Origin of the sequence: Streptomyces sp. NBC_01450, assembly GCF_036227505.1 — a bacterium.
Lineage (GTDB): Bacteria > Actinomycetota > Actinomycetes > Streptomycetales > Streptomycetaceae > Streptomyces.
In genome coordinates, this window is sequence record NZ_CP109480.1 from 4,506,814 (window position 1) to 4,525,052 (window position 18,239).

Below are 18,239 nucleotides of genomic sequence, written 5' to 3' on the forward strand. Positions count from 1 at the left end.
TGGACCGGGACGCTCAGGCGTCCCGGTCCAACACCCGTACCGGCAACGGCCGCAGCGCTTCTCGGAGCGCTGCGGCCAGTTCTTCGTACTCGCCGCCGCGCGCGGCCCCGGCGCGCATCGCCAGCGCGATCCGGCGGGTCGGCGCCGGGTCCGCGAAGTAGCCGGTGCGGAGCTGGTTGCTGCGGGTCGTCTCGACCCTGACAGCCGTACGCGGCAGCAGGGTCACGCCGAGCCCGCCGGCCACGAGCTGCACCAGGGTGGACAGTCCGGCGGCCGTGGTGGTGACGGGGGCGTCCGCACGCCCGGCCTCCCGGCAGATGTCGAGAGCCTGGTCGCGCAGACAGTGCCCCTCGTCGAGCAGCAGGAGGTTGAGCTCGCGCAGCGCTTCACGGGGGATTCCCTCCCGGCCGCCGAGCGAGTGGTCCAGCGGGGTCACGAGCACGAAGTCCTCGTCGAACAGCGGGAGTTCGAGGACGCCGGGCACACCGAGAGGCACGGCGAGCAGAAGCAGGTCGAGCCGTCCGATCGCGAGGCCCTCCAGCAGGTTGGCCGTCTGCTCCTCGTGGACCTGGAGGTCGAGGTCCGGGTAGCGGTCGTGGACCAGGTTGAGGACGGTGGGCAGGAGGTAGGGCGCGACTGTGGGGATGACGCCGAGGCGCAGCGCCCCGGTGAACGGCGCCCGTACCGCCTCCGCCTCCTCCATGAGCGCGCCGACCTCGTCCAGTACCGCCTTCGCGCGTACGGCGAGGCGCTCACCGGCGGGTGAGAGCAGCACCTTGCGGGTCGTACGCTCCAGGAGGGTCACGCCGAGCGTCTCCTCCAGGACGGAGACCGCGCCCGACAGTGCGGGCTGGCTCATGCCGATCGCGGCGGCGGCGTCACGGAAGTGCAGGTGTTCGGCCACGGCGGCGAAGGCACGCAGCTGGGCGAGGCTGGGCTGACGACGCCCGTTCCCCTTGGAACTCATGACTCCCTTGCCGCTCATGGGGCCCTTGCCGCTCATGGAGCCCTTGGAGCTTGCGTTGCCCAGCGGGCCGGCCATGACCTTACCTCTTACTCATAGTCACTGATAGCTACAGTCGATCAACACGACCGAGTGTAGCTATTTCCGTAATCAATGCAGCTTGTGCCAGCATCAGGAGCGTCCAACCCCCGGGAAACGCCCTCAAAAGGGGCCATTCCCTGCTGCAAGGAGAGCGCGTGCTCACTGTCGGTGACAAGTTCCCCGAGTTCGATCTGACCGCCTGTGTCTCGCTGGAGAAGGGCGAGGAGTTCCAGCAGATCAACCACAAGACCTACGAGGGTCAGTGGAAGGTGATCTTCGCATGGCCCAAGGACTTCACCTTCGTGTGCCCGACCGAGATCGCGGCGTTCGGGAAGCTGAACGACGAGTTCGCCGACCGTGACGCCCAGGTGCTCGGCTTCTCCGGCGACTCCGAGTTCGTGCACCACGCCTGGCGCAAGGACCACGACGACCTGCGTGACCTGCCCTTCCCGATGATGGCCGACTCGAAGCACGAGCTCATGCGGGACCTCGGCATCGAGGGCGAGGACGGTTTCGCCAAGCGTGCGGTGTTCATCGTCGACCAGAACAACGAGATCCAGTTCTCCATGGTGACCGCCGGTTCCGTCGGCCGTAACCCCAAGGAGGTCCTCCGGGTTCTCGACGCGCTCCAGACGGACGAGCTCTGCCCGTGCAACTGGACCAAGGGCGAGAACACCCTCGACCCGGTGGCGCTCCTGGCGGGTGAGTAACCCTCCATGGCCCTCGACGAACTGAAGTCCGCCGTACCGGACTACGCGAAGGACCTGCGTCTCAACCTCGGCTCGGTCATCGGCAACTCCGACCTTCCGCAGCAGCAGCTGTGGGGGACGGTGCTGGCGTGCGCGATCGCGGCGCGGTCGCCGCGGGTGCTGCGGGAGCTGGCGCCCCAGGCGAAGGCTCAGCTGTCGCCGGAGGCGTACACCGCGGCCAAGTCGGCCGCCGCGATCATGGCGATGAACAACGTCTTCTACCGCACGCGGCATCTGCTGTCGGACCCGGAGTACGGGACCCTGCGGGCCGGTCTTCGGATGAACGTCATCGGCAATCCCGGTGTCGAGAAGGTCGACTTCGAGCTGTGGTCGCTGGCGGTGTCCGCGGTGAACGGCTGTGGTCAGTGTCTCGACTCGCATGAGCAGGTGCTCCGCAAGGCGGGCGTCGACCGGGAGACGATCCAGGAGGCGTTCAAGATCGCTTCCGTGATCCAGGCGGTCGCCACGACCCTGGACGCCGAAGCGGTCCTCGCGGAGTAACCTCCGCCTCTTCACTCGGGCCCCGTTCACCCTGGTCGGGTGGACGGGGCCTCGCCTTTCTCGCCCCCGTCGGCCTGAACGGCCTCGTCCTCAAGCGCCGGACGGGCTGAAGATGCGGGGCGGCGAAGCCCCCGCTTCAGGGGCGCGGGGAACTGCGCGACCAGCCCCCACCGGGCCCGCAGACAAAGAACCCACCCGGGGTGAGGTGGAATCCTTACGGCGATGGGGGGCGTACCGGGGCCACATCCATCGCCGTGGCGCCCCGCGGCTCCGGCGCGTGGCGGAGTGCCGGCTCGCGGGAGTACGAACGCAGGTACCCCACCACCGTGTTGGTGACCGCCACCAACGGCACCGCCACCACAGCCCCACCGATCCCGGCGACCAGCCCACCCGCCGCGACGGACAGCACGACCGCCAGCGGATGCACCCGCACGGCCCGCCCCAGAATGAACGGCTGAAGGATGTGGCCCTCGATCTGCTGGACCGCGAGCACGACGGCCAGCGTCATCAGCGCGGTGAACACACCCTGCGTCACCACCGCGACCACCACCGCCAACGCCCCCGACACCACCGCGCCGACGAGCGGAATGAACGCGAAGAGGAAGATGAAGACGGCGAGGGGCACGGCCATGGGGACGTCGAGGAAGTAGATACCGAGGCCGATGAAGATCGCGTCGATCAGGGCCACTATCACCGTGCCGCGCACATACGCCGTCAGGGTCCGCCACGCACGGGGCCCGGCTCCCGCCACCCCCGGCCGCGCCGCCGCCGGCACCAGTTTCAGCGTCCACTCCCAGATGCGCTTGCCGTCGTAGAGGAGGAAGAGCGTCGAGAACATCGTCAGGAGGATGCCGGTCAGCGCTTCCACTATGACCGTCACGCCCTCCAGACCCGCCGACGTGATCTGGTCCGTGTTCGCGCCGATCGCTTCCCGCAGGTTCTTGGCGATCTCGTTGATCTGCTTGTCCGTCACATGGAACGGGCTGGTGAGGAGCCACTTGCGCAACTCGTCGATGCCGTCCTGGATCTGGTTGGAGAGGTTGTCGATGTTCTCCTGGACCTGCCAGACCACGAACCAGCCGACCAGCCCCATGATGACGAAGCCGAGGATCGCGGTGAGCGCGGTGGCGAGACCTCTGGGAAATCCCAGTCGCTTCAGGCGCGCCACGGTGGGCTGGAGGAGCGCGGTGATGAGCAGCGCAGCGACGAAGGCCAGCACGACCAGTTGTACGGCGCTGATCACCCGCATCAACACCCAGACGGTGCCCGCGAGAACGAGCAGTCGCCAGCCGGCCTCGGCCGCGACCCGTACACCCCACGGCACGGCCGTGACGGGATCGGGCCGAGCGCCCGTCCCCGGTCCATGAGTGTCATGCGTGTCATGGGTGTCATGAGTGTGTGGAGGGGCGGGCCCCGGTTCGGATTCGGATGCGGATTCGGGTTCGGGTTCCCGGTCGGGAGCGGCATCGGAAGGGAGTGCGGAGGGATGCGTGTCCGCCTTTGTCGCCACCGCCGTCGTCGTCAAGCTGCGCGGCGAGCGGTCGTCGGTCTCATCGCGCAGGTCGCTCAGGCCGCTCAGGTCGAGCGAGCCCCCCGACTCCTTCTCCACCTCGGCGCGGCGCTTGTCCAACCGCTCACCCAGCTCGGTCAGTCCGGCGCCGAGCCGGCCCAGCAACCCTGGCACTCGCGACATGATCCGTCCTTCTCCCCCGCTTCTCCCCACCACTCCCCCCTGGAGTCGTCGGTTCCGTTCCGACCGTACATGGCCGAAGCCCCTCCCCCTAGGACGGGGAGGGGCTTCGCAAGGTTGAGCGGCCGGAGCGGCGTCGGCTCAGTAGTTGCCGTGGGCCTGCCAGTACGACCAGGCGCCACAGGGACTGCCGTAGCGCTCGTTCATGTAGTTGAGGCCCCACTTGATCTGCGTGACCGGATTGGTCGCCCAGTCGGCACCGACAGACGACATCTTGCTGCCGGGCAGCGACTGGACGAGACCGTAAGCGCCGGAAGAGGGGTTCTGGGCCCGGTAGTTCCAGGTGGACTCGTGGTCCACGATGTTGCTGAAGCACTGGAACTGGCCGCTGGGGATGATCTGGCGCGCGAGGGCCTGGACCTCGGCGACGGTGTACGACGCCTGCGGGGCCAGACTGACGGGGCCTCGGGCCGCGGACCGGCTGGCGGCCTCCGCGGCAGCCTTGCGCTCCTTGGCTTCCTTCTCGGCCTTCGCCGCGGCCTTCTGCTTGGCGATCGCGTCCTGGGCCGCCTGCTTGCGGGCGGCTTCCTCCGCGTCCTTCTTGGCGCTCGCGTCCGCGGCGACGGCCTGTGCGTCGGCCTGCTGCGTCAGGGACGCGGTCTGCACCTGGGCCTGCTGGCCCGCAGGTATGTCCGCGAGGAGGGTCGAGTCACTCGCCGTCGCCTCAGCGTCGATAGACGGCTGGCCAGTGCTGCCCGAGGCAACACCACTCACGGCGCCGACAGCGGTGACCGCGGTGGCCGAGGCCACTGCGAGTCCCCGGACCGAAATCCGGCTCACACGGTTTCCTTCCAGCATCGCCCGTTTAGGTGACCCTCGCGGACGCAATCGTGCCCTTGAACGCTGGCCTCCCAACTGCGGGGTCACGGGAGGCACGGGCCCGGTGGGCAACTCCCTTGACGGGAGCGCCGCGTGGTGCTCGGGCGGCATACGACGACTCTATGGAGTTCTGGTTGTTCCTGAGGTGCGGTACCGCTGGGGGTACACGTGTGTCGTATGCGGGGCCTGACAGGAATGAGACTCTGCCGTAACCCGACGCCGCGAGGCAATTCCCCGTTGAGTGTGAAAGCTCACACCCCGTTTGCCCCGGGAATTTTACGGAAACAAGCGCGCACGAAGACGCCGCCCGGCTAGGCTCTTCGCCTTTCACCGGGCGGCGTCAACTACCGTGCATCCACCACGTTTTGACCAACCGGGTCAAGTGGTGCCAGATGGATTCAGGTGGCCCCAGATGGAGTCAGATGCATCCAGTCGGGTCAGATCTGTCCGTCCTCCAGCATTTCGGTCACAAGCGCCGCGATCTGGGACCTCTCGGAGCGGTTCAGCGTCACGTGCGCGAAGAGCGGATGACCCTTCAGCTTCTCGACGACGGCGACCACACCGTCGTACCGGCCGACGCGCAGATTGTCCCGCTGTGCCACGTCATGAGTGAGAACCACCCGCGAGTTGGCGCCGATGCGGGACAGAACGGTCAGCAGCACGTTCCGTTCCAGTGACTGGGCCTCGTCCACGATCACGAAGGCGTCGTGCAGGGAGCGGCCGCGGATGTGCGTGAGCGGCAGGACCTCCAGCATGCCGCGCGCCGTGACCTCCTCGATGACCTCGCGCGAGGTGACCGCCGACAGCGTGTCGAAGACCGCCTGCGCCCAGGGGCTCATCTTCTCGGACTCGGAGCCGGGCAGATAGCCGAGCTCCTGCCCGCCCACCGCGTACAGCGGCCGGAAGACCATCACCTTCTGGTGCTGGCGCCGCTCGAGCACGGCCTCCAGCCCCGCGCAGAGCGCGAGCGCGGACTTGCCGGTGCCGGCCCGGCCGCCCATCGACACGATCCCGATGTCCGGGTCGAGCAGCAGGTCGAGCGCGATGCGCTGCTCGGCGCTGCGGCCCTTGATGCCGAAGGCCTCCCGATCGCCGCGCACCAGCCGGACGTTGCCCTCGGAGGTGACTCGGCCGAGGGCCTTGCCGCGCTCCGACTGGATCGTCAGACCGGTGTGCACCGGCAGGTCGGCCGCTTCGGGGACGTACGCGTGTCCCTCCTCGAAGAGGATGTCCACCTGCTCGCCGGACAGGGTCAGTTCGGACATTCCGGTCCAGCCGGAGGAGCCCGTGATGGCCAGTTCCGCGCGGTACTCCTCGGCGAGGAGCCCGACGGACGAGGCCTTGATCCTGAGCGGCAGGTCCTTCGATACGACGGTGACGTCGTACCCCTCGGCCTGCAGGTTGCGGGCGACCGCGAGGATGCGGGAGTCGTTGTCCCCCAGGCGGTACCCGCTGGGCAGGACGCTGGGGTCCGAGTGGTTGAGCTCGACGCGTACGGTCCCGCCGAGGTCCCCGATCGGAATGGGGGAGTCGAGGCGGCCGTGCCGCACCCGGAACTCGTCGAGCAGGCGCAGGGCCTGCCGGGCGAAGTAGCCGAGTTCCGGATGGTGCCTCTTGGCCTCCAGTTCCGTCACCACGACGATCGGAAGCACGACCTCGTGCTCGTCGAAGCGGCTCAGGGCGTTCGGGTCGGCCAGCAGGACGCTGGTGTCGAGAACATAGGTGCGCCGGTCAGGCTTGTGGCGCTTTGTGCTGGTCACCACGGAAGGACGTACCCCCTCGGATGAGGTCGGGGAGCGACGGAGAGGAGCTGGACCGGTCCTGGCCGCATTGCGCGGGCCGGAGACCGGCCCTCCGTCTCGTCCGTACTGACCGCACGGTCGGGCTGGTGCAAAGGGCCTCCCGGGCGGACGGCCCCGTGCCGTCCGCTGAGATACGACACCCGTGGTTCGGGCGTCGACCTGCATGGCTTATGCCCTCGAACATGCGCGGCCATGCAAGAGCATGTGGCCACGCGTTCGTTAACTCCGGATGACGTGCACCCCTCGCACCCCCCTGGGTCAGCCTCCGTAACGGCGATGTCGCGCCGCGTAGTCACGCAGGGCACGCAGGAAGTCGACCTTGCGGAACGCCGGCCAGAAGACTTCGCAGAAGTAGTACTCCGAGTGGGCGGTCTGCCAGAGCATGAATCCGGACAGCCGCTGCTCGCCGCTGGTACGGATCACCAGGTCCGGGTCGGGCTGGGCACTCGTATAGAGGTGCTTGCCGATGAGGTCGATGTCCACGGACTCGGCGACGTCCTCGATCGAGGAGCCCTTGTCGGCGGCGTCGAGGAGCATGGAGCGCACGGCGTCGGCGATCTCCTGGCGGCCGCCGTAGCCGATGGCGACGTTGACGAGTATTCCGTCGACGTGCGCGGTGGCCTCCTCGGCCTCCTTCAGCGCGGTCTGCATCTGCGAGGGCAGGATGTCCGGCGTGCCCACGTGGTGCACGCGCCAGCGGCCGTCGGCGGCGAGGGTGCGTACGACGCCCTCGATGATGCCGAGCAGCGGGACGAGCTCGTCCTCGGGACGGTCGAAGTTGTCCGTCGACAGCAGCCAGAGGGTGACGACCTCGACATCGGTCTCCGAGCACCAGCCGAGGAACTCCTCGATCTTGTCGGCGCCCGCGCGGTGCCCCTGGGCGGCCGTGCTGCCGGCCGCCTTCGCCCAGCGCCGGTTGCCGTCCATGATGACCCCGATGTGCTTGGGCACCTGGTCGTGGTCGAGGTGGCCCTCCACCCTGCGCGTGTAGAACCTGAGCAGCAGCCGGCGCAGGTTGTCCCGCAGGTTCACGTGTTGTCAGCCCCTCCGTGCGGATCGGACGGGCGCGGCAGAGCGGCCTCGCTCAGCGCAACCCCTGTCCATATGACGGTCCCCGGGGGCGAAGCCTACCCCCGCGAAACCAACGCCCCTCCAAGGGGTGTCCGTGGTCCGACAAGGAACCGGGGTGTGCGGCGCTGAGTTACCAGGGCCGGTCCCCGAGGTCAGGGGGGCGCACGGGGGCGCAGGCGGAGGCGTCGACGGGGTGGCGCGTGAGGGCACAAAAAACGGGCCGGTCCGTGGGGGGGAGACGGACCGGCCCGAGGGGGGGTTTCCACCATAACCCTTCGTAAGTGATGCTGCGTGCATCGGCGTGCCACAACTACTCTCCGAAATCGGCCGACGACGCCACGGTGGCTGCGGAACCTCTGATTCAGGGCATGATCATGGCCGAATCGCAGCGGATTCAAGGGGGATGGAGAGGTAAACGGAGAGTTCTGGAGGATTTGCGAACAACTGGGCCTTCCGCGCCGACTCGCCCCCACGTACTCCGGGAGAGTGACGCACGTCGCTGTCGCCCGCTTGACGGCGCCGCTAACTTCGCACCCATGGCCACGCTCACCACCCCGGGAATCCCCGCACCGGTGCCGCTCGAAGTCGCCGTATCGGCCCACGCCCGACGCCGTGGGCTGCTCGGGCGCGACGGGATCGACGGGGCCCTGCTGCTCTCGCCGGCCGGCGCGGTGCACACCCTGGGGATGCGGTTCGCGATCGACGTCGCCTATCTGGACCGGAAGTACCGCGTCCTCGCGGTGCGGACGATGAAGCCGGGGCGCGTGGGACGCCCCCGCCCACGTTCCCGCCACATCCTGGAGGCGGAGGCCGGGACGATGGAGCGATGGGGTGTGCGGCGCGGGGCGCAGGTCACGGTGCACGACCGGTGACGTCACACCAGGCAGGGGGCGCAGCACCGCGCAGCCCCCTCCACTGCGCGGTGCCACACGCGCAGCTTTGCTCACGCGAATTACCTTGGTCTGAACTTACGTGAGGCGAACACGCCGGACGACCCACCCCCGATAACGATGTGGAAACCCCGTGGAGAAGTCCGTGGAGAAGTCCGTCATACGGACGGACATCTCGCCCCCGACCGGACGCATCAGGGTGTTTTCGGTCAACCGGTTCCCGGACGCTCCAGCGGACAGGATCTGACCTCATTCCCTCCTACCTTCGCCGCATGACTCTGAAGATCACATGGGACGAGGCGAGCGCGCGGCGAACGGAGCGCCAGTTCCTGGCCGTTCCGGCGCGGGCCGGGACTCCGGTCGCCGACATCGTCGGCGCGATGCTCGGCGCGCACGCACAAGTCCTGTCGGCGGCCGAGGTCTCGGTGGGCGTACGCGCCGACGGAGTCACACGGGCAGAGGTACGCGCCGCGCTCTGGGAGGACCGGTCGCTGGTGAAGACATACGGCCCGCGCGGCACCGTACATCTACTCCCCACCGCGGAACTCCCGCTCTGGACTGCCGCGTTGACCGCGATCCCGTCCGGCCGAAGCCCGTTCGCGCCGGCCGTCCGGCTCACCGAGGAGCAGGCGGACGAGGTCGTGGCGGCGATCGGGGACGCCCTGGACGGCGCCCGGCTGACCGTCGACGAGCTGAGCGACGAGGTGGTGGCTCGCACCGGGCCCTGGGCCGGGGACCTGGTGATGCCCGCGTTCCAGGGCATGTGGCCGCGCTGGCGGCAGGTCATGCACCGGGCGGGTCAGCGCGGCGCGCTGTCTTTCGCCCCGAACCGGGGCCGCAAGGTGACGTACACCCGGCCCCCGCGCTTCGAGCCGCTCCCCGCCGACGAGGGGCTCGCCCTGCTCGTACGGCGCTATCTGCGCGCGTACGGACCCGCGACGCCGGGGCACTTCGCCAAGTGGGCGGCGGCGCCCCGCGGTTGGGCCACGGAACTCTTCGCCTCGCTGGCGGGTACGGGGGTCATCGAGGAGGTCGACTTCGAGGGGCCGGCCTGGGTCGTGGCGGGCGACACGGAGTTTCCGGGGACACCGGTGCGCGGGGTGCGGCTGCTTCCTTACTTCGACGCGTACGCCATCGCCGCACAGCCCCGCGAGACGCTCTTCCCCGGACGGGCCTACGCACGTGCCCTCGCGGGCGGCCAGGCCGGGAACTTCCCCGTCCTGCTCGTCGACGGTGTGGTCGCCGGGGTCTGGCACCAGCGGCGCCGGGGGCGGCGTACGACGGTCACCGTGGAGCCGCTGGAACGGCTGCCTGCGGCGCGGGAACGGGAGCTGGCGGAGCAGGTGGAACGGGTGGGCGACATCCTGGAGGCGAGGGCGGAGTTGGTGGTGGGGGCGGTGACGGCGGGACCACATGCCTGAGTGCCGGGGTGTCTGGGTGCCTGAGAGTCTGGGTCTCTGGGGGTCTGAGCGCCGGGGTGCTGCGCCCTCACGCCCTACGTACGCCGGGTCCTGCGCGCCTCGATCAGGAAACGGGCGCTGTGGGCGACGAACGGGCCCTTCGCCTCGATCCGCTCGTGCAGGGCACGCAACTCGGTCCCGTACCGGTCCGCGGTGAAGCCGGGGACCATCCAGATCACCTTGCGCAGGAAGTGGACGACGGCACCGATGTCGTGGAACTCCATGCGCAGCCGCTCCGCGCGCAGATCGACGACGTCGAACCCGGCGGCCTCGGCGGCGGCACGGGCGCGGTCCGGGTGCCGGCCGTTCCTGACGTCCTCCGGCTGCGGGCCGAGGAAGTGCTCGACGAGTTCGAACACGCTCGCCGGGCCGACCTGCTGGGAGAAATAAGTACCGCCGGGGCGCAGGACGCGCGCGATCTCGGACCAGTGCGTCGTGACCGGGTGCCGGCTGGTGACCAGGTCGAAGGCGCCGTCCGCGAAGGGCAGCGGGGCGTCCTCGGGAGAGGCGACGACCACGGCGCCGCGGGGGTGGAGCAGGGCGGTGGCCTTCGCGACGTTCGGCGGCCAGCCCTCGGTGGCGACGGTGAGCGGGGGCAGGGCCGGGGCGGAGGCCAGCACCTCGCCGCCACCGGTCTGGATGTCGAGCGCGGCGGACGCGTGCGCGAGCCGCTCCCCCATCGCCCGCGCGTAGCCCCACGAGGGCCGCTCCTCGGTGGCACGGCCCTCGAACCAGGAGAAGTCCCAGCCCTCGACGGGCGCGGCCACGGCCTCGTCGACGAGGGCTTCGAAGGTGCGGGTGATGGTCATGGGGAGATCTTCTCAACGGGGCGGTGGGGAGGCGAGGTGGTTTCCTTCGGGGCATCGTCGGTGCGGGTGCAGGTGCGGGAAGGCCAGCCGGTAGACCGTCTCGACGCTCGGAGCGTCGAGGATGCCGTCGACGGTCAGGCAGTGCCGCGCCAGGGCCACCGAGCTGTCGTCGGCCTGGTTGCGGAGGCCGGACGGGGCGTGCCGCACGGCCCACAGGTCCATGAGCAGCACGCTGAACGCGGCGAGCGGCGCGGCGGCAGGGCCCTGTCTGTGGGCCCAGCGCGCGGCGATCTGCCCGCCGACGCCGGGCACGTGCTCGATGCCCGTCCAGTACTGGTCGGACGCGGCGTACAGGACGTGGCGGACGTGGCTGTGGATGAGGGCGCCGCTGCAGAGCAGGCAGGGCTCGAGGGTGGTGTAGAGGCGGTGGTCCTCGTAACGGCCGCCCGCGGGCAGCTGGGCGAGGGCGTTGACCTCGGCGTGGGCGATCGCGGTGCCGGCCAACTGGCCGGGCGGGGCGGTGGATTCCTGGCTGCGGTTTCGTCCCGTGGCGACGGGCCGCCCCGCCCCGTCGAGGAGGACCGCGCCGATGGGACGGCTGCCGGCGCGAAGGGCCTCCCAGGCGAGCTCGAAGGGGAGCTGCCAGGGGGCGGGGAGGACGGGGCCGGTCACCGGTTCACTCCTCGTGGAGCACGAGCAGGGTGTGCTCGTCGTCGCCGTGGCGGACGGTCCCTTGGCTCTGGAAGCCGTGCCGTTCCAGGAGGTGTACGGACGCGGTGTTGCCCGTGAAGGGATCGGCGTACAGGGGGCGGTTCTTCTCCAGTTCGAGGAAGCGGGCCAGGGCCTTGGTGCCGATCCCCCGGCCCCAGTACGGGCGGCCCAGCCAGTAGCCGATGAAGCGTCGCTCGCCCTCCCACCAGGAGACGAGGTTTCCTGCCGGCTCACCGTTCACGGTGACCGTCCGCACGAGTACGGTGTCGTCGCCGAGGACCCTGGTCCTCCAGTGCGCCATGAACGCCTCCCGCGGCCGAGGCGTGAACCTCGACCGCCGGGCCGCCTCGGGATCGTGCTCGTAGGCCAGGAAGCTGTCGAGGTCGGCTTCGACCACGTCCCTCAGTCGTACGTCGTCATCGCTCATGCCGACGAGTGTGGCAGCGGGTACTGACAACGACCGGCCTACGCGATGAGCCGCCGTACCTCCTCGGCCGCGAACCGCACGAAGCCCTCGGGGTCCGGTTCGTCGGCGGTGGGCTGGAGGACCACGGTGTCGGCGCCGGCCTCCGCGAGGCGCTGTACGGCTTTGGCGACCGCGCCAGCGTCCCCGGCGACGCCGTGCTCCGGCAGCGGATCCTCACCGTTCGCCTCGATCTCGGCGCGCAGCCGGGCCGCCGCGTCCGGCCCGGTGGCCGTGTGGAGGTAGACGACCACCCGATGGTGGTCGGTCCGGCCCGCCGACTCCCGCCCCTCGTCGATGAGTCGCCGCGCCCGCCGTACCCCTTCCGGCGCGGTGGCCGCGGTGAGGACGGTGCCGTCGGCAGCCGCGCCGGAGAGCCGGAGCGAACGCGGCCCGGTGGCGCCCGCGAGCACCTCCGGTGCCCCCGTCGGCGGCCAGTCGAGGGCGACGCCGTCGAGCTTCACATACCGGCCGTCCGTACTGACCCGCTCGCCCCGCAGCAACGCGCGCAGCGCGTCGAGGTGCTCGCGCAGCAGCGTCACGGGCGACTCCGCACGCGCCCCGACCTGCCCCATCCAGTCCTGTACGCCGTGGCCGACGCCCACGATCGCGCGCCCCGGGAACATCCGGTGCAGCGTGGCGGCCTCCATCGCGGTGACGGCGACGTTCCGCAGCGGGACGGGCAGCAGTCCCACGCCGACCCGGACCCGTTCGGTCCAGGCGAGGGCGGCCGCCGCGGCCGAGATACCCCCTTCGAGGAAGCAGTCCTCCCACAGCCACAGTTCCTCCAGACCCGCCTCGTCCGCCGCTCGCGCGACGGCACGCAGACGTTCGGGGGGCAGTTGGGGCCGGAACACAGCACCGAGAACAGTCATGGAGCCTTCCTACCGAGGCCCCGGCGCGCGGACAACACCTTTACGCGTCGGCGGTAGCGGCGCCCGTTCTCAGCTCTGGGCTCCCGAGGAGCTACCGCTCGCCGCGCCACGCGGGAACGTCACCTCCACGCGTCGGTTCTTGCGGCGGCCCTCCTCCGAGGTGTTGTCCGCGATCGGGTAGTCCTCGCTGTAGCCGCGCACCTCGAAGGTGACGTCCGTCGAGCCGAGCGCCGCCGCCAGTTCGTCGTGGACGATCTCCGCGCGCTTCTTGGAGAGGACCAGGCCGTGGGCGTACGAGCCGAGGTTGTCGGTGAACCCGAACACCCTGACCGTCGTCGCCTTCTGGTTCTTGATCTCGTCCGCGATCGCCTGGATACGGGAACGGGCATCGGGGTTCAGCTTCGAACTGTCCTTGGGGAACAGCACCTCGGCCTGCAACGCGAACGTCACGTCGGAGTTGGTGTCCTCGCGCCGTTCCTCGCCGCCGAGGTCTTCCACGACCGACTTGATGTCCAACACCTTGGCCGGCGCGAGCGTGGCGCCGTCGGCGAGCTTCAGGCCGGGGCTGGTGGGGTCGACGGTGGGGGGTGGGGAGGTGGTGACGCTGCCCGGCGGGGCACTGGGACCGGTGCCGTCGGCGTGCGCCGGGCCACCGGTGAGGCTCAGCGCGGCCAGTACGGCGAGGGCCGTGAGCGTGGTCGCTGCGCTGCGGGGTGGGAGGGCCATGGTCACTCGCCGTCGGAGATCTGGATGGAGGCGGGGGGCATGGAGCCGACTTGGAAGTCTACGTTGGTGGTGTCGGCGGGTGGGGCTGGGAACTGGGCGAACCAGTCGGAGGTCGCGCCCTGACGGACGCCGCCGGTGAACTGCGTGCACAGGCAGCGCCCCGAGGTGTCCCTGAGGATGAGGTACTTCTTCTTGCCCTTCTGGTCGACCAGACTGGCGCCGGCGATGGAGCCACCGTTTCTCTTCAACTCGTTCTCGTCGCCACGCCAGTCGGCGGCAACCCAAATGGTGCCGGTGTTGTTCGTGACGGTCCCCTCGACGGTCACGAAACCTCCTGTGTCGCGTTTGGCGGAGGTGACCGCAAGCACCAGGCCGTTCTCGCCCTTGACCTCCGCGAGCGGCGGTGAGGCGTCCGGCGTCTTCGACTGCGTCGTAGCACCGCCGCTGCCGCTCGTCGCGTGAGCCGACGGAGACGAAGACCCCTTGTCGGATTCACTGTCCCCTCCCCCGCCGCAGCCGGCCACCGTGAGGAGCAGCCCAGTCGTGATCGCCACCGTGCTCAGCGCCCTGCGGCCCTTCATGGTGTGCCGAAAGTTCATCGGTACGACTTCCTCTCACTCGGCCAGATGCACAGAGAACAGCACGGACGCGTCGGGGAGTTCGTCCGAATGGAAATCTTCGGGGTCGATGTTGACGGTCTGGCCGTCGCAGTCCAGCCGCACGGGCTTCGTGGGATCGGCGTCCGCGGCGAAGGTGCAGCGCGGCTCGATGACCGCGATGGCGTGGGCCTTGGCGTGCTGACTTTCCGTGCCCGGGATGATCGAGTCTCCGACCGTGAACTGGGTCTCGATCTCTACCTGGTAGCCCGGAAATCCGTTCACCGCCGTCGCGGTGAAACCCTGCACTGTCGAGTCGTTCTCGGCGGCCAGCTGGCTGGCCGCGGCTGCGGCTCCGGTGCCCTTGAACAGGTCGCCCTTGAGCCAGTCCAGCCAGTGGTCATTCTTGCCCACCGCCCCTGCCAGGCCCGTCATCAGCTCATCGCGCGAGTCCCTCGCGGCCGCCAACGCCGCAGCGTCCGCCGCGGATTGAGCTCCATTCCGGGCGGACGCTGCTTGGGCGAATGCGAAGAAGGCGAAGGCGGCGAAGAGCAGAATCCCTGTCAGCCAGATGTAGATGGGAAGGGTCTGCCCCCGGTCACCCCGCAGGTATACGGCGGTCAGCCGCCGCCGATGACGCTGTTGACCGCATTCATGATCGCGCCCGAGATCGCGCCGTCCAACCCCAGTCCGTCGATCATCGTGAAGATCCCGGCGATGATGATCATCAGGCCCGCGTACTCCACGAACCCCGCCCCCGCGTCCCGCCCCTCGCCCCGCATCCGGGAGACAACGGTCCGCTTCCACCTGTCGAACCTGTTCATCGTCACTGCCCTCCCGCGCGACGCAACTACCAACCCGAGCACCGTACGTGAGACCGCGCCTACTCCGTGTGGGCCCAGGGGCCCAACTTCCCGTCGGTGGAGTCATCGGCTCCACCCCTCGCGTGCCGTGCCCAGCCAGTGGGCGATCGCTTCGCTGCGCGAGGAACTGTGCAGCTTTGCGAAGATGCGGTTGATGTGATTCTTGACGGTCTTCTCGCTGATGAAGCAGGCGGCGGCGATCTGCTGGTTGCTCATGCCGGACGCGATGAGATCCATGACCTCCACCTCCCTTGAACTCAGGCCGAAGTTGAGCCGATCGGGCACGCGGCGACGGAGCCTCGCCGCGAAGCCGGACCGGGCCTTTGACGACTGTGCCACAAGCGGTTGCAGATGCGAAGAGGAATCGTTCGGTTCGTACGAAACACCGAGTGAATCCGGGACAGTCGCCCTCGCGTGCCGTACCTCCCGTACGGCGGTGATCAGTTCGGGGGCCGTGAACTCGCCGTGGACGAGATAGCCGACCGCGCCCCGGCGCAACGCCTCGGCCACGACCTCGGGTTCGCGGCTGTAGGTCAGCATCATCACGGGGGCGAGCAGGGAGAGGGCGGGAAGGGCCGTCAGCCCGTCCGTGCCGGGCATGCGGACGTCGAGGAGGACGACGTCCGGGCGCAGTCGGGTGGCGGCTTCGATGGCCTCTTCGCCGTCGGCCGCCTTCGCGACCACTTCGAGGTCGGGGTGGCCGTCGAGCAGCGCGGCCAGGCCGGCCCGGACGACGGGGTTGTCGTCGGCCACGAGTACGCGGAGGTTCGGGCCGGGAAGTGCCTGGTCAGGCATGTGCGGCCTCCTCTTGGGGGGTGGGGGGAGGGTGGGGGACGGCAGAGCGGCGCGGGAGGGTCAGGTGGATCTCCGCGCCTCCTTGCGGGGAGCGGTTCAGATCGATGCGGCCGCCCAGCGACGCGGCTCGCTCCGCCATGCCGAGCAGACCGAAGTGGCCGGATCTGGTCAGGTCGTCGAGGGCGACGGACGGGGGCGGACCGACTCCGTCGTCCCGTACGCGCAGTGCGCACTCGGCTTGCGACACGTCGAGTTCCACCGTCACCCGCGTCGCGTCCGCGTGACGGTACGCGTTCTCCAGCGCCTCGGACACGATCGCCAGGACGTGGTGGGCGGTGGCGTACGGGAGGACCGGCGGCTCGCCCCGGTGGTGGAGGGTCGTGGGGAGGTGGGTGCGGGACTCGAAGGCCCGTACCCGAGAGTCGAGTTCGGACAGGACGTCCGTGTTCGCGCTCGTGAGGTCCGTGTGGCGGCGCAGGTCGGAGAGGAGGTCGCGGGACTCCGCGGCCGCCCGGCGGGCCGCGCCCGCGACGATCGTCGCCTGCTGTCCCAGGGTGCGCGGGTCCGCGTCTCCGGCGGCGGCCGAGGTGGCGAGGGCCTCGGCCGCCAGGGCCAGGCCGTGCAGGGTCTTGGCGACCGAGTCGTGCATCTCGCGGGCCAGCCGGGCCCGTTCGGACTCCACCGCCTCCGCGACGGCCAGGCGGGAGTTCGCCTCCGACAGCGCCTGGCTCGCCGTACCGAAGCGGAACATCAGGTTTCGCAGGGTGACGCCGATGATGCCGGCGCCGACGCAGAAGCCCGCGATGAGCAGGGTGCTGGCGCCGGACCCCGGGTGGTGTTGCCAGGCCCTGTACACCGTCACCAGCACGATCAGCTGGAGGCCGGTGAAGATGCCCGAGCCGCGCCAGCCGTACAGCAGGCCTGCCAGAAGTGGGGTGCAGACCGTCGCGTACGCGAGGGGGGAGGCGGGGGACGCCGTCAGGAGCAGGACCGCGCCGAAGGTCAGGTCCACGGCCATGAGGCCGGGGTGCGCGAGGAGGCGGGGGCCGAACCGGTCCCAGTCCCTGAGCATGGCGTACGAGCCCATGACGCCGAGGACGGCGGCGGCCAGCACCGTGTAGCGGGGCGGGCCGTTCACGGCGTTGGTCATGGCGAAGGGGGCGCCGATCGCGATCGCGGCGAGGCGGACGCCGAAGGCCTGGCGGCACAGCGCCTGGAGGGCGTTGAGCTGGAGGCGGACGCTTCCGGGGGCCGGGGCGTCGTCGGCCAGGTAGCCGTCCTCGGTGCTCGCGAGGTGCCGCCGCGCCCACAGCCGGGTCAGCCACGGCGGGGGCTGCGACAGCCACAGCGGGAGAGTGGACAGCGTCGAGAGCGGTGACGGGCGCGGCATGGGTGTACGGCGGCTGGTCATCAGCGGCCCAGGATCGAGCCGAAGTTCGTGCCCGACCCCAGGAACATGCCGGTGGCGATCAGGATCATCGTCGCCGGGAGCATGAAGACGAGGGTCACCATCGTCGCCTTGGGGATGGTCTTGGCGGCGCGGCGGCGGGCGTTCTGGGCGTCGGTGCGGCGCATGTCCGTGGCGAGCTGGATCAGGGTCTCGGCGATGGGGGAACCGAGCTCCTCGCCCTGCTGGAGCGCCGAGACGAACTGGGCGACCTGCTCGGAGGAGTTGCGTTTGCGCAGTTCGTCGAAGGCCTGGCGGCGACTGACGCCCATGTCCATCTGGCGCAGGGTGATGCGCAGTTCGTCCGCCCAGGGGCCCTCGTACTTCTCCGCGACCCGGTCCAGCGCCTGGCGGAATCCGAGGCCCGCCGAGACCACGACGGCGAGGACGTCGAGGAAGTCGGGGAGGGTGCGGTCGATGACCTCCTTGCGTTCGCGGACGGCCTGCCAGATGAGGGCGTCGGCGGCGACGAGCCCGAAGGTCAGGGTGAGGACGGCGAACAGGAGTTGGCCGTTGGAGAGGAAGACGAGGCCCAGTACGACACCGAAGACCCCGTACACCGCGCGGCGGGCGGCGTAGCGGTTGAGGGTCAGGCCGCCGGGGTTGCCCGCCATGTCGATGCGGCGGCGTTTGGCGTCGACGCGGCGGGGGCCCATCAGGCGCAGCACCGTGGGTGCGAAGCGCATGCCGAGGCGGTCGACGGCGGACTCCGCCGTGGAGACGCGTGTCCCGCCGACCTCCAGGGCGAGCGCGAGGTCGCTCGGGAGTTTGGCGTCGGCGCGGATCATGCGGATGCCCAGCAGGGCGCCCGCGACGGCCCCGGCCGTCAGGAGGGCGAGCAGCAGTGCGAGCAACGTGACCCCTCCT

20 protein-coding genes are annotated in these 18,239 nt (G+C 69.9%); 4 read left to right on the plus strand and 16 right to left on the minus strand.

Annotation, left to right across the window (positions count from 1 at the left end):
- Positions 1 to 13 precede the first annotated feature (13 nt).
- Entirely contained in the window at positions 14 to 967 is a 954-nt protein-coding gene (locus tag OG568_RS20020) for a LysR substrate-binding domain-containing protein (protein WP_266634645.1), read from the minus strand.
- 233 nt (positions 968 to 1,200) lie between these two features.
- Here OG568_RS20020 and OG568_RS20025 point away from each other — a divergent pair, with 233 nt between their 5' ends.
- On the plus strand, positions 1,201 to 1,755 hold the full coding sequence (locus OG568_RS20025) for a peroxiredoxin (RefSeq protein ID WP_054235005.1): 555 nt from the start codon (positions 1,201 to 1,203) through the stop codon (positions 1,753 to 1,755).
- 6 nt (positions 1,756 to 1,761) lie between these two features.
- Positions 1,762 to 2,295 (plus strand): alkyl hydroperoxide reductase, encoded by a 534-nt coding sequence (locus OG568_RS20030; RefSeq protein WP_266436426.1) that lies wholly within the window; start codon positions 1,762 to 1,764, stop codon positions 2,293 to 2,295.
- Positions 2,296 to 2,509: 214 nt separating this feature from the next.
- Here the strand turns inward: OG568_RS20030 and OG568_RS20035 are convergent, their stop codons facing one another.
- The 4 genes from OG568_RS20035 to OG568_RS20050 form a co-directional block, all read right to left on the minus strand.
- Positions 2,510 to 3,988 (minus strand): AI-2E family transporter, encoded by a 1,479-nt coding sequence (locus OG568_RS20035; RefSeq protein WP_329532569.1) that lies wholly within the window; start codon positions 3,986 to 3,988, stop codon positions 2,510 to 2,512.
- Positions 3,989 to 4,126: 138 nt separating this feature from the next.
- The gene (locus OG568_RS20040) at positions 4,127 to 4,825 is read right to left on the minus strand and encodes a transglycosylase SLT domain-containing protein (protein WP_329532570.1); all 699 of its coding nucleotides are present in this window, start codon (positions 4,823 to 4,825) and stop codon (positions 4,127 to 4,129) included.
- A gap of 476 nt (positions 4,826 to 5,301) precedes the next feature.
- Positions 5,302 to 6,627: a PhoH family protein gene (locus OG568_RS20045; RefSeq protein ID WP_054235001.1), complete on the minus strand. Its 1,326-nt coding sequence runs from the start codon at positions 6,625 to 6,627 to the stop codon at positions 5,302 to 5,304.
- Positions 6,628 to 6,924: 297 nt separating this feature from the next.
- Entirely contained in the window at positions 6,925 to 7,698 is a 774-nt protein-coding gene (locus tag OG568_RS20050) for an isoprenyl transferase (protein WP_266436433.1), read from the minus strand.
- Between the two features lie 575 nt (positions 7,699 to 8,273).
- Here OG568_RS20050 and OG568_RS20055 point away from each other — a divergent pair.
- Entirely contained in the window at positions 8,274 to 8,609 is a 336-nt protein-coding gene (locus OG568_RS20055; protein ID WP_266585385.1) for a DUF192 domain-containing protein, read from the plus strand.
- Between the two features lie 290 nt (positions 8,610 to 8,899).
- Positions 8,900 to 10,048: a winged helix DNA-binding domain-containing protein gene (locus OG568_RS20060; RefSeq protein WP_329532571.1), complete on the plus strand. Its 1,149-nt coding sequence runs from the start codon at positions 8,900 to 8,902 to the stop codon at positions 10,046 to 10,048.
- 74 nt (positions 10,049 to 10,122) lie between these two features.
- On the opposite strand, the gene OG568_RS20065 is transcribed toward OG568_RS20060, so the two are convergent.
- The 11 genes from OG568_RS20065 to OG568_RS20115 all read right to left on the minus strand — a co-directional run bounded on the left by OG568_RS20065 (position 10,123) and on the right by OG568_RS20115 (position 18,226).
- Positions 10,123 to 10,896 (minus strand): class I SAM-dependent methyltransferase, encoded by a 774-nt coding sequence (locus tag OG568_RS20065; RefSeq protein ID WP_329532572.1) that lies wholly within the window; start codon positions 10,894 to 10,896, stop codon positions 10,123 to 10,125.
- Positions 10,897 to 10,908: 12 nt separating this feature from the next.
- Entirely contained in the window at positions 10,909 to 11,568 is a 660-nt protein-coding gene (locus OG568_RS20070) for a nucleoside deaminase (protein WP_329532573.1), read from the minus strand.
- A gap of 4 nt (positions 11,569 to 11,572) precedes the next feature.
- Entirely contained in the window at positions 11,573 to 12,034 is a 462-nt protein-coding gene (locus OG568_RS20075; RefSeq protein WP_329532574.1) for a GNAT family N-acetyltransferase, read from the minus strand.
- A gap of 38 nt (positions 12,035 to 12,072) precedes the next feature.
- A complete protein-coding gene (locus tag OG568_RS20080; RefSeq protein ID WP_266436444.1) occupies positions 12,073 to 12,945 on the minus strand; it encodes an LLM class flavin-dependent oxidoreductase in 873 nt (290 codons plus the stop codon).
- Between the two features lie 69 nt (positions 12,946 to 13,014).
- The gene (locus OG568_RS20085; protein WP_329532575.1) at positions 13,015 to 13,671 is read right to left on the minus strand and encodes an OmpA family protein; all 657 of its coding nucleotides are present in this window, start codon (positions 13,669 to 13,671) and stop codon (positions 13,015 to 13,017) included.
- 2 nt (positions 13,672 to 13,673) lie between these two features.
- Complete coding sequence (locus tag OG568_RS20090; protein ID WP_266585373.1) at positions 13,674 to 14,270, minus strand: hypothetical protein; 597 nt, start codon at positions 14,268 to 14,270, stop codon at positions 13,674 to 13,676.
- A gap of 15 nt (positions 14,271 to 14,285) precedes the next feature.
- Complete coding sequence (locus OG568_RS20095; RefSeq protein WP_329536392.1) at positions 14,286 to 14,891, minus strand: pilus assembly protein TadG-related protein; 606 nt, start codon at positions 14,889 to 14,891, stop codon at positions 14,286 to 14,288.
- The gene (locus OG568_RS20100; protein ID WP_266585371.1) at positions 14,888 to 15,091 is read right to left on the minus strand and encodes a hypothetical protein; all 204 of its coding nucleotides are present in this window, start codon (positions 15,089 to 15,091) and stop codon (positions 14,888 to 14,890) included. Before OG568_RS20100 ends, OG568_RS20095 begins: the two co-directional genes overlap by 4 nt.
- 102 nt (positions 15,092 to 15,193) lie before the next feature.
- On the minus strand, positions 15,194 to 15,925 hold the full coding sequence (locus OG568_RS20105; protein ID WP_329532576.1) for a response regulator transcription factor: 732 nt from the start codon (positions 15,923 to 15,925) through the stop codon (positions 15,194 to 15,196).
- Positions 15,918 to 17,336, minus strand: coding sequence for a sensor histidine kinase (locus OG568_RS20110; RefSeq protein ID WP_329532577.1), 1,419 nt, complete (start codon positions 17,334 to 17,336; stop codon positions 15,918 to 15,920). The genes OG568_RS20105 and OG568_RS20110 overlap by 8 nt, the downstream gene beginning before the upstream one ends.
- Positions 17,336 to 18,226 (minus strand): DUF5936 domain-containing protein, encoded by an 891-nt coding sequence (locus tag OG568_RS20115; RefSeq protein WP_329532578.1) that lies wholly within the window; start codon positions 18,224 to 18,226, stop codon positions 17,336 to 17,338. The genes OG568_RS20110 and OG568_RS20115 overlap by 1 nt, the downstream gene beginning before the upstream one ends.
- Positions 18,227 to 18,239: the final 13 nt, after the last annotated feature.